The following is a 14,260-nucleotide window of genomic DNA, read 5'->3' on the forward strand; positions in this document are numbered from 1 at the left end:
TTGCCTAAAAGCAACCGGGGGCCCCGCACCCGGCCGCGACTGAGATTTTTGGCCCTACCGATTGAGGAGACCCCCGGTGTGGGCTTCGGGCGCAGCCGGAAGCCCACGAAACGTGTTTCTTTTCCACCGCTCCGGCGGCGACTTTTCTTTGCACGGGCAAAGAAAAGTGGGGGCCGGAAAGCCGTGACCTTCGTCACATTCCCGCGCCGAAACCGGCGCATTATCCCCCGGCGATTGCCGGAAAGCCCGCCAAAGTCGGGCATCACTTTTCTCCATAGTGCGCCAGCCGCCAGCGGAGGCCGGAATACCGCCGCTGCCGCCGGTCATTCTCCGCCATGGCCTTCACCGCCGCGTCATCGCCCACCAGCACCAGCAGCTCCCGGGCACGGGTGACGGCGGTGTACAGCACGCCACGCACCATCAGCCCCGGCGCGGAGGGGAGAATGGCCAGCACCGCTGCCCGGTACTCGCTGCCCTGGGCCTTGTGGATGGTCATGGCGTAAGCCAGATCCACCTCCGAGAGCATCTCCACGGAGTAGGTGGCCAGCCGGTCCTCGAAATTCACCGTCAGCAGTTCCCCGGAGGGATCGATCTCCACAATGCGGCCCACGTCGCCGTTGAACATGCCGGTGCCCACGGTGCCGTCGGGCTTCTCCCACACCACGTCATAGTCGTTCCGGGTCTGCATGATGCGGTCCCCCTCCCGGAACAGCCGCTCGCCCCACACCAGCTCCCGCTTGTCCGGGGCCTTGGGGTTCAGGGCCTCCTGCAGCAGCCGGTTCAGGCTGACGGTGCCGGCGGGGCCTTTGCGGGTGGGGGTTAGCACCTGAATCTGATCCGCCGGAATGCCCATGTTCTCCGGCAGACGGGTTTTGCACAGCTCCACCACCGTGGACACCACCCGCTGGGGGTCCCGGCGGCAGAGAAAGAAGAAGTCCTTCTGGTCATTGGTCAGCCGGGGGGGCTGGCCCTGATTCACCGCGTGGGCGTTGCGGATGATGGCGGAGGTCTCCGCCTGCCGGAACACCTCCCGCAGGAACACTGTCTCAATGCACCCGGAGCGGATCAGGTCAGAGAACACATTGCCCGCCGACACGGAGGGCAGCTGGTCCGCGTCTCCCACCATGATGAGCCGGGTGCCAGGCCGCAGCGCCCGCAGCAGCGCCGCGAACAGCCCCACGTCCACCATGCTCATCTCGTCCACAATGAGGGCGTCCGCCTCCAGCGGCTCCTTCTCCCCCTTGATGAAGGTCACCTCGTGGGTGGCCTCGTTCCAGCTCATGCCCAGCATCCGGTGAATGGTCTGGGCCTCCCGGCCCGTCAGCTCGCTCATGCGCTTGGCGGCCCGCCCGGTGGGCGCCGCCAGCAGGATGTCCAGCCCCATTTTCTCAAACAGGGCCACAATGCCCCGGACGGTGGTGGTTTTGCCGGTGCCGGGGCCGCCGGTGAGAATCAGCACGCCCCGCCGGGCCGCCGACTCCACCGCCTGGCGCTGCTGGGGGGCGTAGGTGATGCCCTGCTCCCGCTGGATTTCCTCCACCGTGCGGGCGGCCTGGCGGCTCCGGTCCGTCTCCGCCTCCAGCAGCAGGTGCAGCTTGGCGCAGGCGTAGGCCTCCGCCTCCCACAGCTGCCGCAGGTAGCAGGCCTCCACGTTGGCCACCTGCTCACACACCACGGCACCCCGGTCCCGCAGGCTGTCAATGGCCTGCTCCACCAGCTCCGGATCGCAGTCCAGCAGCTGAACCGTGGCGGCGGCCAGCTTGTCCCGGGGCAGGAACACGTGGCCGTTGTTCTCGTTGTGGGACAGCTCAAAGGTCACCGCCGCCTCCACCCGGCAGCTGCTGTCCGCCGCCATGCCCATACTCATGGCAATGCGGTCGGCGGTGGAGAACTCCACGCCGCAGGCGCTGCCGCTGAGCAGGTAGGGGTTGTCCCGCAGGGCCGCCAGGGCCCCGTCGCCGTACTGGCGGCGGAGACTCATGGCCAGCACCGGCGGCAGCTCGTACTGGGCCAGGAAGGCCATCAGCCGCCGCAGCCCCATGTGCTGGCGGAAGGCGGCGGCCATCTCCTGGGCCCGGCGGCTGGTGACGCCCTTCAGCAGGCTCAGCCGCTCCGGCTCCTCCTCCAGAATCCGGAGGGTGTCCCGGCCGAAGCGGTCCACCATCCGCTGGGCGGTGGCAGGCCCCACGCCCTTGATGATGCCGGAGCCCAGGTAGCTGACGATTTCCTCCTCGTCCTCCGGCAGCCGCCGCTCAATCTCCACCGCCCGCAGCTGCTTGCCGTGCTGGGGATGGTTCTCCCACACGCCGTCCACCGCCAGCTGCTCCCCCGGCGCCACGCAGGGGATGCAGCCCACCACGGTGACCACCTCTCCGTCCTCCGTCAGCAGCCGGAGAATGGTGTAGCCGTTCTCCTGGTTCTGAAAAATCAGGCTATGTACCACGCCCTCGTACGTGCAAAGCTCCTCCATGGCCTCTCCTTCGTCATTGTTCTTTCGTTTCCAGCACCACGCCGTCATACCGGCGGCAGAAGTACTCCGCCAGACGGCGGGCCTCCTCCGTCAGCCCCCGGTCCTCCAGCACGATGGCCGCCCGGGGCACCTGCCGCCGCAGCCGCACCAGCTCCCGCAGGTCCGCCTCCATGGCCGGGGCCTCGTCCCGCACCGGCAGCACAATCCGCACCAGCGGGTTGCGGCACTTTCCCGCCCCAAGAAGGGAAGCGGCGGTGAGCCAGACGCAGGCGGTGACGCCCACGGCGGAAAAAAACGCGATCAGGCCGTCTTGCAGCAATTCCATCCCAATCACCTCGGGACAGTGTATGCCGCGGGGCCTGGCCGTGCTCACTCCCGGGACAGAGGGGGCATTTCGTCCGCCAGCGGATCGTTGGTGACAAAGCCCATGTCTGGGTTTACATAATAAATCCGCCCATCCTCCGCCGTCACCAGCGTCAGGCAGTAAAAGCCCAGGGTGGGGAACAGTACCTCATATTCCTCCGCGGCGGTGCCGTCGGGCAGCGCGCAGGGGGACGGTCCCTGTACGGCGCCCTCCTGAAAGGGAAAAACCAGATAGTCGCCGTAGTTCTCCGCCAGCAGCTCCCGCAGCGCCGCCTGCTGCTCCGCCGTCAGGCAGCGGTCCAGCATTCCGGCGTTGAGGTAGACCGGCTCATCCCGGGTGTAGGTTCCGTCGATGGTGACGTTCATGCCGAAGCCCAGGTCGCCGCCGCTGGTGCCGGACTCAATGGTCAGAATCTCTCCCTCCCAGCGGAAACCCACCGGCGCGACCTCGTAGCCGTAGGGCCCGTCCACGCCGTAACCCTCCAGCAGGGCGGTATCCGGGCCTGTGAACCGGGCGGTGCCCTCCAGCTCCCCGGAGTGGGAGAAGTAGGCGCACTCCGCCGTCACGCGGAAGCCCTCCTCCGTTGGACGGTCGATGGTCACTGTGCTCCAGAGGCCGCTGTGGCAGTCGGTGCGGTGCCACTCCCCGGTGACATCCGGACGGGCGGGAGTCTCGTCCTGCTCCGGCTGTGGTGGGGCGGAGATCTGTGCCTGCGGTTCCGTCGGGGGTGTTTCCGGCCCGGCGGCGGGGGCGGCAGCCTCCGGCGGACTGCCGCAGCCGCACAGGGCCAGGCAGAGCAGAAGGCAGGCGGCGACAGCTCTGCGATTCCAAGTCATCAGCAAACGTCCCCTCTTAATCGGCGGTTGGAGCATCGGATGGATTTGCCCCCATGACAGGCGTTTCCAGATCGATGACCACTTTTCCGCAGTCCAGACAGGCCCACGCCTCCGGCACAGCCGGCTGAAACAGGCTCCTGAAGCCTTTCGCAGACGCCAGGGGCGTGAAATAGCCGTTGTCTTTCTCCCAGAACAGCTTGTCCCGGGAGGAGATAAAACCGGACTGCATGGGCTTGCCGCACCAGGGGCAGGTCCGTTTACTCTGCTCCATGGTCCGTCTCCTCCGGCGCTTCAGCGCCCAGCTGCTCCCGCAGCGACTTCACTTCCTCCGTCAGCCGGTCCAGCTTTTCGTTCAGGCTGATGAGCAGGGCGACGAGGAAGGCCACCGCCGCCACGGCGAACAGCACCAGTCCCAGTTCGCCGCCCACGAAGAGGAACACATAGCCCACAATGAGCAGAACGGCAAATACCGCGAAAAAGTTCCCCATCTCTCAGTCCTCTCTTGTGATGCCCAGCTCTGCCAGAATGGCCTCCTCCCGGGAGCGCATCTGCCGCTTCTGGGGTCCCTCGTCCAGGTGGTCGTAGCCCAGCAGGTGCAGCACGGAGTGCACCACCAGATAGCTCAGCTCCCGGCGGCTGGAGTGGCCGTACTCCCTGGCCTGGGCCGCCACGTGCTCCATGGAGATCACCATGTCCCCCAGGGGGATCAGGCCGGTGCCGGGGTCCGCGTCCTCCGCCTCCGGCAGCTCTCCGGGGGTCAGGTCGAACTCCGGGAAGCTCAGCACGTCGGTGGCCCGGTCCACGTCCCGCATGTCTTTGTTGATCTGATGGATGGCTTCGTCATCGGTCAGCAGCACGTCCACCTCGCAGGGCAGCGCCATCCCCTCCGCCGCCAGGGCGGTGCGGATCACCTTCCGGATCAGGGCCTTCAGACTGTCGCTGACGCCGGGGACGTCAGAAGTGACCGGTATATAGTGTCTTTTTGCCATTATTTTGTCCCTTTCCCACCGTTCTTGCTTTTCTCATACCGCTCATAGGCCTCCACAATGCGCTGCACCATCACGTGGCGCACCACGTCGGCGTTAGTCAGCTCGCAGATGCCCACGCCCTCCACGCGGCTGAGCACCCGCATGGCCTCCCGCAGCCCGGAGGGCTTTCCGTCCGGCAGGTCGATCTGGGTCACGTCGCCGGTGATGACGATTTTGGAGCCGAAGCCCAGCCGGGTCAGGAACATCTTCATCTGCTCCCGGGAGGTGTTCTGGGCCTCGTCCAGAATGATGAAGCTGTCGTCCAGGGTGCGGCCCCGCATATAGGCCAGGGGGGCCACCTCAATGTTGCCCCGCTCCAGATACTTCTGGTACGTCTCCGCCCCCAGCATATCAAACAGGGCGTCATACAGCGGCCGCAGGTAGGGGTCCACCTTGCTCTGCAGGTCGCCGGGCAGGAAGCCCAGCCGCTCGCCGGCCTCCACCGCCGGGCGGGTGAGGATGATGCGGTTCACCTGCTTGTCCCGGAAGGCCTGCACGGCGGCGGCCACCGCCAGATAGGTCTTGCCTGTGCCGGCGGGGCCCACGCCGATGGTGACGGTGTTTTTCAGCACCGACTGGATATACTGCTTCTGGCCGATGGTCTTGGGCTTCACCGGGCGGCCCTTGGCGGTGATGCACAGCACATCCTGGGTCAGCTCGCTGATCTGGTCCTCCTTGCCGGAGCGCACCAGCCCGATGACGTAGCGCACGTTCTGCTCGCCGATGGACTCCCCCCGGGAGGAGAGGGTCAGCAGGGCCTGAATGGCCTTGACGGCCAGCATGGTGTTCTCCGGCTCGCCGTCCACCCGCAGCTCCCCGTCCCGGTTCACCACGGTGACGCTGAACTCCCGCTCCAGCAGGCGGATGTTCTCGTCAAAGGACCCGAAGATGTTCACCGCCTGTTCCAGGCGCTCGATACTGATTCTCTGTTCCAAATTGCTTCTCTCCTTAGTTCTGCGGCGCCCGCGCCGCGGTTTCCGTATAAATGGGGACCCGTTCCCCGATCTGCTCGGCGCATTCCGCCGCCAGAGTGACCGTCAGTACCCCGCCGGACTGCCGGGCGGTGCACAGCGTGGAGGTGACGCTGCCGTGCTCCGCCACCAGGGCTTCCAGATACTCCGTCAGCGCCGCTTCCGCCCGCTGCCGGGCGGTCTCCGGGGCCAGCGCCGCCGGCTCCGTGTCATAGCGGCGGATGGTCTCCCGCTCCACCGTCACCGGCAGGGGCAGCCAGAACAGGCGCAGCTGCGTTCTTTCGATTATTTTATCACAGTCGGCCAGAGAATAGCTACTGTTTCCGCAGATTTTTACCCGCCGGGTGCCGAAAATCAGGGACAGCACTCTCCGCTCCTCCGGCGTTCCCGTCCGCCGGTTCTCCGTCAGGGGTATCCGGGCGGTGAGGGTGTACCAGGTCCGGGCGGTGACGGTGCCCATGCCCGCCATCATCCGGGCGCCCACGGTGCCGGTGTCCTCCACGCCGGAGATCAGCAGCTGGCCCCGCTGCACCACCGTGCCGGGCAGCACCTGCTTCGCGCCCCCCAACGCCCGCACCTCCCGCACCAGGCCGTCCCGCCGGGCCACAATGTTGCAGGGGGTCCGCTGGTCCGCCAGCTCCGGCGCCGGAATCCGCTCCAGCACCTGCACCTGGGCCTGGCAGCCGGAGACGTTCACCGTAATCCACGCCAGCTCCGGCATCTCCGGCAGCAGGTGGTTCCGCAGGTCCTCCGAGTCGATGGCGAAGCCGAAGGTGCCCAGAGTGATGCCGTGGCGCTGTAATGCCCGGAGAATCTCCTCGTCGGGGATGGTCTCGTTGCCGTCGATGCGGAAATCCCAGATGAAAAAGCTGCCGAACACCAGCCCCAGGACGCAGAGCGTCAGCCCGGCGGCCAGCACGTAGCGCTTCCGGAACCGGCCCAGAAAGTAGGGCACCCCGGCCCGCCGCTCCGGCGTGATGGCGCACTCCAGCCGCTCCGCCGCCTGCCGCAGCACCCGCCAGTCCCGCCGGGACATGGAGCAGGTGAACTCCGTGGGGGAGATCCAGCACACGTCCCAGAAGCACAGCTTCCGGGCGCCGCACAGATTCAGCACCCGCTCCGGAAAGCCGCCGGTGACCCGCAGCCGCACGTTTCCCCGCAGGCCGTTGAAGATCTTCGTCAGCACCATGTCACTTCACCCATTCCACCCCTTCGATGACGCCGCCCACCCGCAGCTCCTCCGCCGTCATGGCCAGCAGGTTCAGCCCCTGTCCCCGGAGCCGCAGCACCCCCCGGTCGGTGTTCACGTCGATGCGGCGGTCGCTGTAGGAGAGAATCCCGCCGTGGTTTTCCAGAAACAGCTGCCGGTCCCCCACCATCTCCAGATGGGGAAGGCCGGCGATTACGTCCCCCGGCAGGTCAAACAGCTCCGCCACAGAGGACAGCACGCCCTCCCGGCGCTTTCCACGCTCCATGCCCATCACCTCTGTGTCACTGTATGCGCACTGGGGGAGGAACTTTCCCGCCGGCAAGTTTTTCCCCGCCGGCGCATACCCTTTTCCGGGAGGTGGTGGATATGAGGGCACGGTGGCGGCTGCCGGTGATGCTGCTGGCGGTGACGGCCCTGTTCTGGCTGCTGTTGGACGCCCGGGAGGTCCGTCAGGCGGTGGGGGAGGGGCTGGTGCTGTGTACGGGATCGGTGATCCCGGCCCTGTTTCCCTTTCTGTGCGTCTCCTCCTTCCTGACGGTGCTGGGCTTCGGGGAGCTGGCCGCCGGGCCGCTGGGAGGGCTGATGAGCCTGTACGGGCTGGGCGGCCCGGCAGCGTCGGCGCTGCTGCTGGGGCTGGTGGGGGGCTATCCCGTTGGCGCCCGCACCGCGGCGGAACTGGCGGAGCAGGGAATCCTGACGGAGGAAGAGGGAGAGCGGCTGCTGAGCTTCTGCAACAACGCCAGCCCCGCCTTTGTCATCAATGTGCTGGGAGTGGGGGTGTTCGGCAGCGTCCGGGTGGGGGTGTGGCTGTGGCTGATTCACCTGCTCTCCGCCCTGCTGGCGGGGCTGCTGGTGGGGCGGCCCGCCCCGGGGACCCGACGCCGGCCCTCCGCCGGGGAGCGGCGTCTGCCGGTGCGGGCGGTGCGTCTGACCTCCGCACTGACGGGGGCGGTGGGCTCCGCCCTGACGGTCATGGCGGGGGTCTGTGCCTTTGTGGTGTTCTGCTACGTGATGGCCCTGCCCCTGCGGCGGCTGCCGGGCCTGCCCGGCACGGTTCTCACCGGGCTGGTGGAGCTGTTTTCCGCCTCCGTCCGCCTGCCGCCGGATGGGGTGGGCTTCGTGGCGGCGGCGGGACTGGCGGGGTGGGGCAGCGTGTCCGTCCACTGCCAGACCCTGGCGGTGCTGGGGGACAGCGGCCTCTCCGCCGGACTCTATCTGAAGGGCAAGGCGATCCAGGGCCTGCTGTCGGCGGTTCTGGCGGCAGCCCTGGCGGGCTATGTGATGGGATAGAAAAAACGGACGCCTCAGGCGTCCGTTTTTCTGATTTACGAGGCCTGCTCCACCACGCCGGCGAAGCTGTAAAAGTCCCGGGCGTCCCGGCACAGGCCCAGCAGCCCCGGCCGCAGCTGGCAGGAGGTGCCGGTGAAATACAGGGGCGTCAGGGGACAGTCCCCCAGCAGCAGCACCTCCGCGTCATGGAGGCAGCCCCGGCGGGCGGTGTCATCATTGGCCTTGCCGATGACCGCCAGCAGCGTGTCGAAGGCGCTGTTGACGTAGCCCACCATGTTGCGGGAGTCGCCGGACTGGAAGGGGGCCAGGAAGCTCTCGGCGTCATTGACGGTGCCCCGCAGCTGTGTCAGGGACAGGGTGTACTCTCCGGCGGCCAGGGCGGCGGCCAGTTCCCCCGCCGTCATGGCCCTGGGGGTGACGGTGATGTCAATTGCGGCGGACCACATGGCGCACATGGCCTCCGCCGTCTCCCGCAGGCCGGCGTCCGCGTCATACAGGCACTCCAGCCGGGGATAGCGGTAGCTCTCGCCGTAGCCCGCCTGGTCCAGCAGCTCCGCCGCCTGGACGCAGCGGTCCGGATAGGTCTCCGGGTCGCAGTCGATGAGATCGCCGCCGTGTCCGCGGAAATCCTCCGCTTCCACGTCGGGGACGCCGTAGGGCACCAGGGCCACCGCGGGCCAGTTGGCGCCGCCGGCAGCGTCGCTGAGGGCCGTCCGGTCCAGGGCCAGCGAGAAGGCCTGCCGGGCCAGGGGATCGCTGAACAGCTCGCTGTTGGTGTTGAACAGCAGCGTGCAGGTGTTCAGCTCCGGAATGGCGGACCAGTCCTCGTCCTCCGCCTTCCGCTGCTCCAGCACCGCGTCCGGCAGGGGGGAGACAAAGTCCACCTCCTCCGCCTCATACAGCGCCCAGGCCTCCTCCGCCGTGTCCGCGTAGCGGAAGGTGATGGTTTCGGGGCCGCTGAGCCGGCCGGTGTACTGGGGGTTGGTTTCCAGAACCATGCCGTCGATGGTGCTTTCCCCCACCACGAAGGGGCCGTTGCACACCAGCTTTGTATGGTCGGAGGACCAGGTGGCGGTGGGGATGCCGCCGTTTTCCGCCACCTCGTTGTTTTTGGCGATGGAGGCGGCCTTCAGCTCCTGCACCACGTCCTCCCGCAGGGGGACGGTGGCGGCGGCGGTGCACACGTCGGTGAGGAACCACTCGCAGGCGCCGTTGAGGGTCACCACGAAGGTGGAGTCGTTTTTCGCCTCCACCGCCAGCAGCGACACATCGCCGGTGGACTGCACCTCGTCAAAGCCCTTCACCGGGGACAGCAGCCGGGCGTTGGGCGCCTGGCTGCTGGGATTGGCCAGCCGCCGGTAGGCGTACACGAAATCCCGGGCGGTGACGGCCTCGCCGTCGGACCACTTGGCCCGGCGCAGGTGAAAGGTGTAGGTGAAGGTGCCGTCGTTGTTCTGCTCCACCTCATAGCTCTTGGCCATGCCGTTGGTGACGGTGGTGGAGCCGTCGGCGGCCACCGACAGCTTCAGCAGATTCTCGTAAAGGTGGGTCAGTACCGTCATCTCCCGGCCCTGGGTGGCCCGGATGGGGTCCAGGGTGGTGGGAGCCGCTCCCACGCAGACAGACAGGGACATGCCCTCCGCTTCCTCCGTTTTGCCGCAGCCGGCCAGCGTTCCCAGACACACCAGCGACGCCAGCACCGCCGCGGCGGCACGTTTCCGGATGGTCATAATTGCGTCTCCTTGCTTCAAGTTTCCCCTGTATTATACGTGGAATTCCGGGCGCTGTAAAGACGCCCACGGGAAAAAGTAACAAAAAATTACAAAATGGGACGTTTTCCGGCAGGCGGCGGAGAACAGAAAACGGGACCGCTTCGCGGTCCCGTTTTCGGAAAAAGCTCAGGGGGTTTCCGGATGGGCGGAGGAGAGGGTTATGTCCCGGGCCTGGATCAGCTGAATGAACAGCGCGGCTAGATGGGGGTCAAACTGGGTGCCGGCGCCCTTGCGCAGCTCCTCCAGGGCGTATTCCGTAGGCAGACCCTTCCGGTAGGGGCGGTCGGTGGTCATGGCGTCGAACACGTCGGCAATGGCCAGGCACCGGGCGGAGACGGGAATATCCTCGCCGGAGATGCCCCGGGGATAGCCCTTGCCGTCCCAGCGCTCGTGGTGGCCCAGGGCGGCGGGAATGACGTAGTCCATCTCCGGCAGGTGGCGGATCATCTCGATGGAGTTGTTCACGTGCTCCTGCATGACGGTGAACTCCTCGTCGGAGAGCTTGCCGGTCTTGTTGAGGATGTTTTCCGGGATGCTGATCTTGCCGATGTCATGGAGCAGTCCCGCGATGTAGATGGTGCGGACCTGATCGTCGTTGAGGCCGGCGGCCACTGCCAGATTGGCGGCGTAGCGGGCCACGTTTTTGCTGTGGGCGTAGGTGTAGTGGTCCTTGGCGTCGATGGCGGCGGTGAGGGCGGAGATCATGGACAGGGCGTTGCTGTAGCTGCCGCTGCCCCGCTCCACCCGGTCGATGATGGCGTCGGTCCGTTCCGCCAGGTGCACCGGAACCAGATCCGACGCGCCCCGGAACACCATGGTCTGGTCCTTGCCGCTCTGCTTGGCGTTGTAGGTGGCCAGGTCCGCGTTGTCCATCAGCTCCTTGGCGGAGGAGGCGGCGTAGGGGGCGGAGCAGATGCCGGCGCTGACGGACAGGGGCTTGAACTGCCGCCGCTCCGGCACGTCGTTGATCTGAGCCACCCGGCGGCGGATCTCCCGGGCCAGGGTCAGGGTCCTGTGGACGTCCGCCCCCGGCAGCAGCACGGCGAACACCTTGCCGCTGGTGCGGAACACGGTGCCGCTGTCGCCGGTGCAGAGGCTGATGGCCTGACAGATGCGGACCAGGGCCCGGTCGCCCTCCTCCACACCGTAAAGCTGGTTGTAGAGCTTGAAGTCGTCCACATCCACGTACATCAGCGTCAGGCACTCCCGGCCGCAGATCTGGAACTGCTCCTCCAGGGACTCCACAAAGTAGCGGTAGTTGAACGCGCCGGTGAGGGAGTCGATGCGGGCCTCCCGGAACATTTTTTCGTACAGTCCGGCGTTTTTGATGGCGATGGAGGCGATGGAGCACACCGTCTCCAGAAAACCGATCTCCGCCGTGGTGAAGGCCCGGCGGTGGTCCCGGGCGCTGAGCAGCACCAGGCCCACAATCTGCCGGCCGTCCCGCATGGCGCCCACGCAGTCAATCTGCAGCCGTTGGAACAGCTCCCGTTCCTCCGCCCAGTCGGAGATGGCGTGGGTGGTGGCGTTGTACTCCCGCAGCAGCAGGCAGGGGGACTGGTCCCGCAGGTAGTGGACCTTGGGGCTCTCCCGGTCAATGGCGAAGGAGGCGGGAACCAGGGGATTGGAGCTGTACCGGGCCACGTATTCCCGCTCCTGCTGGCTGGAAAGGCAGATGTAAATCTGGGACAGGGGCAGCTCCCGGTTCAATACATTGGCCAATTTGGCCATAATATCGTCGGTAGACAGGGTCTGGGAGACCTCGGCGCTGAAGCCCTTCAGCAGCCGGTTCTGCTGCTCCTCCCGGGTGAACAGGGTGTCCACCAGGCGGCGGACCAGGGTGTAGGTCAGCACCAGCAGCCCTGCCAGCAGCAGCGACAGCAGCGTCAGGGCCGTTTTGAAGTCCATGGGGAACCGGCTGGTGAGGAAGGTGTACAGCGGGTTGGTGCAGAACAGGCCCAGCAGGACGCACACGCCGCCCTCGCCCAGCATCAGCAGGCCACGGGAGACCACCAGCGTCATGCGGAACAGCCGCCGGCGGTACAGGGCGAACATCATCAGCGCGGCGAAGATGACGCCGGCCAGGGTGTCGAAGGGGAAGGTGTTGCCGGGGATGAAAATCTGCATCAGGTTGCCGCCCAGGCAAATGACGCCGCCCCAGAACAGCATCTGCACGCCGGAGGAGTGGCTGCCCTGCTGGCGGCGCATGTTCTGCAGCAGCGACAGCGAGGCGATGATCATGGCCAGGAACAGCAGGCAGGGGAGAATCATGTGCCAGACCACGGTGCTGTAGACGAAGACGGTGGTGCCGTCGGGGCGCAGCACCGGCGTGGGCGGCGCCAGATAGTAGCCGCTGAAGGTGCCGGGGGCCAGCGCCAGGGTGCACAGGCCGAACAGGGTTACCAGAAACCGGCCCTTGACCCGGGCCATGCAGTAAATGAAGTAGTAGAAGATGAACTCCAGGGAGAAGATGGCCGCCAGGGAGACGTAGTACCAGAAGTGGGGGTCCGGCCACATCTGCAGCCGCATCAGCATGGCGCCGGCGGTCCACAGCACGCAGTCCACCATCATCAGCAGGAACGCCCGGATCTCCGGCGTCTTTTTTGCCGCCAGGAAGATGAACAGCAGCAATGAGTAGACAAACAGGGCCGTGATGTTGATGTACAGGAAGGGGATGTTCACGGTCGTCCCCCCTCTCCGGCGAGAGGACGGCTTTGGACCTTCAGCATCCCGCACACATCCAGCATGCTGGGGTTGATCCGCTGGAGCCGGTGGCCCCGCTCCCGCTCATAGGCGGCGATGGTGCCGTAGCGCAGAATGGTGATCTGCAGCGGCTCCATGTTCAGCAGCTTCTTCAGGTCGCCGTAATCGCTGTCAAAGTATTTGAAGTAGACGGACAGATGCTCCTCCAGCACCCGGCGCACCGTCACCTCGTTCTCCTGGGCGTGGGGCGGAATCTCCAGGTACATGTGGAGGAAGGGGTTGTCGTGCTGGTCGTATTCCTTTTTCAGCACCCAGTCCCCCAGCTCCAGCCGGGACAGGTTGATGACCTCGTGCATGGAGGACTCGGTGATGCGGGTGAAGCCGGCGATGTCAATGACGGTGGGGATGCGGTCCACGTAGGAGAACCGGGGCAGCTCCCCGCTGCCGGCGCTGACGCAGCGGTACATGTCGCCGATGCGGTAGCGCATGAACGCGCCGCCGTGGAGGACGCTGAGCACGATCTCGTAGTTGTTGCCGGCGGCCACCTCGTCGGTCAGGCAGGTGCGGGGGGTGTAGGACGGGTCCTCCAGGTTCCGGCGCATCTCCTCCTCGGGGATGAACTCGTAGAAGCAGGAGTCGGGGAACAGCACCATGCCGTTGTGCTCCCAGGTTTCGGAGCCAAGGCAGGTGGATTCCGTGCCCAGCACCGCCTCCGTGGGCACAATGCCCCAGGCGGCGGTGAGCCGGTCCTTGTAGCAGCGGGCGTCGGTGCCGCCGTAGAAGAAGGCCCGCAGGTGGAACAGGTCGCCGGGCCGCAGGGGGCGGTTGTCCCGGCGGCAGATGTACTTGGCCTTCAGATACCGCAGCGCGGTAATGGGCGGAACCCGGGTATGGCCGCCGGAGCCGCTGCCGCCGGTCATCCGGCCGAAGCTCTCGGTGATGTGGTTGGCCACGGAGCCGATGGCGAAGAAGTAGTCCACGCCGCCGCTGAGGGCCATGGAAAAGCCCTTTTTGATCCGCTGGCTGAAGGACATGCCGGAGTTGGCGTTGCTGTCCGGCAGCCACTCAAAGTGGATGTCCTCGTCAAACAGGGAGGGGGTCAGGCCGGTGGCGTAGGGCAGGGGGGCGCCGCCGTAGAGAATGCGGTAGCCGGGCTTGATGTCGAAGTCCCCCTTCTTCCGGGCGGAGGCCATCATCATGGTGGACAGCAGGTTGTGGCGGTAGCGGTCCAGCATGGCCCGGGTGTAGGGCGCCAGCTTGATGGGCCGCAGGCCCCCCTCCCAGGTGGTCTGAATCCAGATGGCCGGCTCGTCGCACAGCATGTCCCCCCGCTTGGCCAGCAGCACGTCGGCGTAGTCGGCGTAGGTGGTGAGGGGCATGATCTCCCGGAACTCCTCAATGCTCCGGGGTGTCCGTCCGCCCAGCAGCTGTTTGCCCAGGGGGCAGGCGCACCACAGCTTCAGCTGCTCTTCCATCAGCCGCCGCTGGGTGTACATATAGTCGGAGAGACTCATGTCCAGAAAGCCGCAGTACTCCTGCCACAGCTGGTCGTGGCTGACGGTTTTCAGGCGCTGGTCGAAACGGGGCATGGCCATTTGTCTCTCTCCTCTCAGGTG

The 14,260-nt window shown here is 66.4% G+C and carries 13 protein-coding genes; 1 reads left to right on the forward strand and 12 read right to left on the reverse strand.

Going from position 1 to position 14,260, the window contains the following annotated elements; genetic code table 11:
- Positions 1-262 precede the first annotated feature (262 nt).
- Genes recD2 through SOX55_RS03740 form a run of 9 tightly spaced genes read right to left on the reverse strand, consistent with a single transcriptional unit; the run spans position 263 to position 7,144 of the window.
- Positions 263-2,470 carry an SF1B family DNA helicase RecD2 gene (gene recD2 / locus SOX55_RS03700; protein WP_325286089.1) on the reverse strand — a complete coding sequence of 736 codons (2,208 nt, stop codon included), beginning with the start codon at positions 2,468-2,470 and terminating at the stop codon, positions 263-265.
- Positions 2,471-2,483: 13 nt separating this feature from the next.
- Positions 2,484-2,795 carry a hypothetical protein gene (locus SOX55_RS03705; RefSeq protein ID WP_325286090.1) on the reverse strand — a complete coding sequence of 104 codons (312 nt, stop codon included), beginning with the start codon at positions 2,793-2,795 and terminating at the stop codon, positions 2,484-2,486.
- A gap of 44 nt (positions 2,796-2,839) precedes the next feature.
- The gene (locus SOX55_RS03710; protein WP_325286091.1) at positions 2,840-3,670 is read right to left on the reverse strand and encodes a hypothetical protein; all 831 of its coding nucleotides are present in this window, start codon (positions 3,668-3,670) and stop codon (positions 2,840-2,842) included.
- A gap of 16 nt (positions 3,671-3,686) precedes the next feature.
- Positions 3,687-3,941, reverse strand: a complete 255-nt coding sequence (locus SOX55_RS03715) for a PF20097 family protein (RefSeq protein ID WP_325286092.1) — start codon at positions 3,939-3,941, stop codon at positions 3,687-3,689.
- Complete coding sequence (locus SOX55_RS03720; RefSeq protein WP_325286093.1) at positions 3,928-4,158, reverse strand: hypothetical protein; 231 nt, start codon at positions 4,156-4,158, stop codon at positions 3,928-3,930. Before SOX55_RS03720 ends, SOX55_RS03715 begins: the two co-directional genes overlap by 14 nt.
- Before the next feature lie 3 nt (positions 4,159-4,161).
- Positions 4,162-4,659, reverse strand: coding sequence for an rRNA maturation RNase YbeY (gene ybeY / locus SOX55_RS03725; protein WP_325286094.1), 498 nt, complete (start codon positions 4,657-4,659; stop codon positions 4,162-4,164).
- Positions 4,659-5,633, reverse strand: coding sequence for a PhoH family protein (locus SOX55_RS03730; RefSeq protein ID WP_325286095.1), 975 nt, complete (start codon positions 5,631-5,633; stop codon positions 4,659-4,661). Before SOX55_RS03730 ends, ybeY begins: the two co-directional genes overlap by 1 nt.
- A 13-nt stretch (positions 5,634-5,646) precedes the next feature.
- Positions 5,647-6,858 carry a sporulation protein YqfD gene (locus SOX55_RS03735; protein ID WP_325286096.1) on the reverse strand — a complete coding sequence of 404 codons (1,212 nt, stop codon included), beginning with the start codon at positions 6,856-6,858 and terminating at the stop codon, positions 5,647-5,649.
- A gap of 1 nt (position 6,859) precedes the next feature.
- On the reverse strand, positions 6,860-7,144 hold the full coding sequence (locus SOX55_RS03740) for a YabP/YqfC family sporulation protein (protein WP_325286097.1): 285 nt from the start codon (positions 7,142-7,144) through the stop codon (positions 6,860-6,862).
- 101 nt (positions 7,145-7,245) lie between these two features.
- Between SOX55_RS03740 and SOX55_RS03745 the strand changes: the two genes are divergently transcribed.
- A complete protein-coding gene (locus SOX55_RS03745) occupies positions 7,246-8,169 on the forward strand; it encodes a sporulation protein (protein ID WP_325286098.1) in 924 nt (307 codons plus the stop codon).
- Between the two features lie 35 nt (positions 8,170-8,204).
- Here SOX55_RS03745 and SOX55_RS03750 read toward each other — a convergent pair whose 3' ends face one another.
- From SOX55_RS03750 to SOX55_RS03760, 3 genes are all read right to left on the reverse strand, one after another.
- Positions 8,205-9,899: a peptide ABC transporter substrate-binding protein gene (locus SOX55_RS03750; RefSeq protein ID WP_325286099.1), complete on the reverse strand. Its 1,695-nt coding sequence runs from the start codon at positions 9,897-9,899 to the stop codon at positions 8,205-8,207.
- A 168-nt stretch (positions 9,900-10,067) separates the two neighbouring features.
- Positions 10,068-12,623, reverse strand: a complete 2,556-nt coding sequence (locus SOX55_RS03755) for an HD domain-containing phosphohydrolase (protein ID WP_325286100.1) — start codon at positions 12,621-12,623, stop codon at positions 10,068-10,070.
- On the reverse strand, positions 12,620-14,239 hold the full coding sequence (locus tag SOX55_RS03760) for a GH3 family domain-containing protein (RefSeq protein WP_325286101.1): 1,620 nt from the start codon (positions 14,237-14,239) through the stop codon (positions 12,620-12,622). The genes SOX55_RS03755 and SOX55_RS03760 overlap by 4 nt, the downstream gene beginning before the upstream one ends.
- Positions 14,240-14,260: the final 21 nt, after the last annotated feature.

Source organism: Dysosmobacter sp. (assembly GCF_034093755.1).
Lineage (GTDB): Bacteria > Bacillota > Clostridia > Oscillospirales > Oscillospiraceae > Oscillibacter.

Bases quoted from the DNA above. Each gene is read 5' to 3' on its own strand.
- SOX55_RS03735 (WP_325286096.1), bottom strand. From the start codon at position 6,858: ATGGTGCTGACGAAGATCTTCAACGGCCTGCGGGGAAACGTGCGGCTG.
- recD2 (WP_325286089.1), bottom strand. From the start codon at position 2,470: ATGGAGGAGCTTTGCACGTACGAGGGCGTGGTACATAGCCTGATTTTT.
- SOX55_RS03705 (WP_325286090.1), bottom strand. From the start codon at position 2,795: ATGGAATTGCTGCAAGACGGCCTGATCGCGTTTTTTTCCGCCGTGGGC.
- SOX55_RS03720 (WP_325286093.1), bottom strand. From the start codon at position 4,158: ATGGGGAACTTTTTCGCGGTATTTGCCGTTCTGCTCATTGTGGGCTAT.
- SOX55_RS03745 (WP_325286098.1), top strand. From the start codon at position 7,246: ATGAGGGCACGGTGGCGGCTGCCGGTGATGCTGCTGGCGGTGACGGCC.
- SOX55_RS03710 (WP_325286091.1), bottom strand. From the start codon at position 3,670: ATGACTTGGAATCGCAGAGCTGTCGCCGCCTGCCTTCTGCTCTGCCTG.
- SOX55_RS03740 (WP_325286097.1), bottom strand. From the start codon at position 7,144: ATGGAGCGTGGAAAGCGCCGGGAGGGCGTGCTGTCCTCTGTGGCGGAG.
- SOX55_RS03750 (WP_325286099.1), bottom strand. From the start codon at position 9,899: ATGACCATCCGGAAACGTGCCGCCGCGGCGGTGCTGGCGTCGCTGGTG.
- SOX55_RS03715 (WP_325286092.1), bottom strand. From the start codon at position 3,941: ATGGAGCAGAGTAAACGGACCTGCCCCTGGTGCGGCAAGCCCATGCAG.
- SOX55_RS03760 (WP_325286101.1), bottom strand. From the start codon at position 14,239: ATGGCCATGCCCCGTTTCGACCAGCGCCTGAAAACCGTCAGCCACGAC.
- ybeY (WP_325286094.1), bottom strand. From the start codon at position 4,659: ATGGCAAAAAGACACTATATACCGGTCACTTCTGACGTCCCCGGCGTC.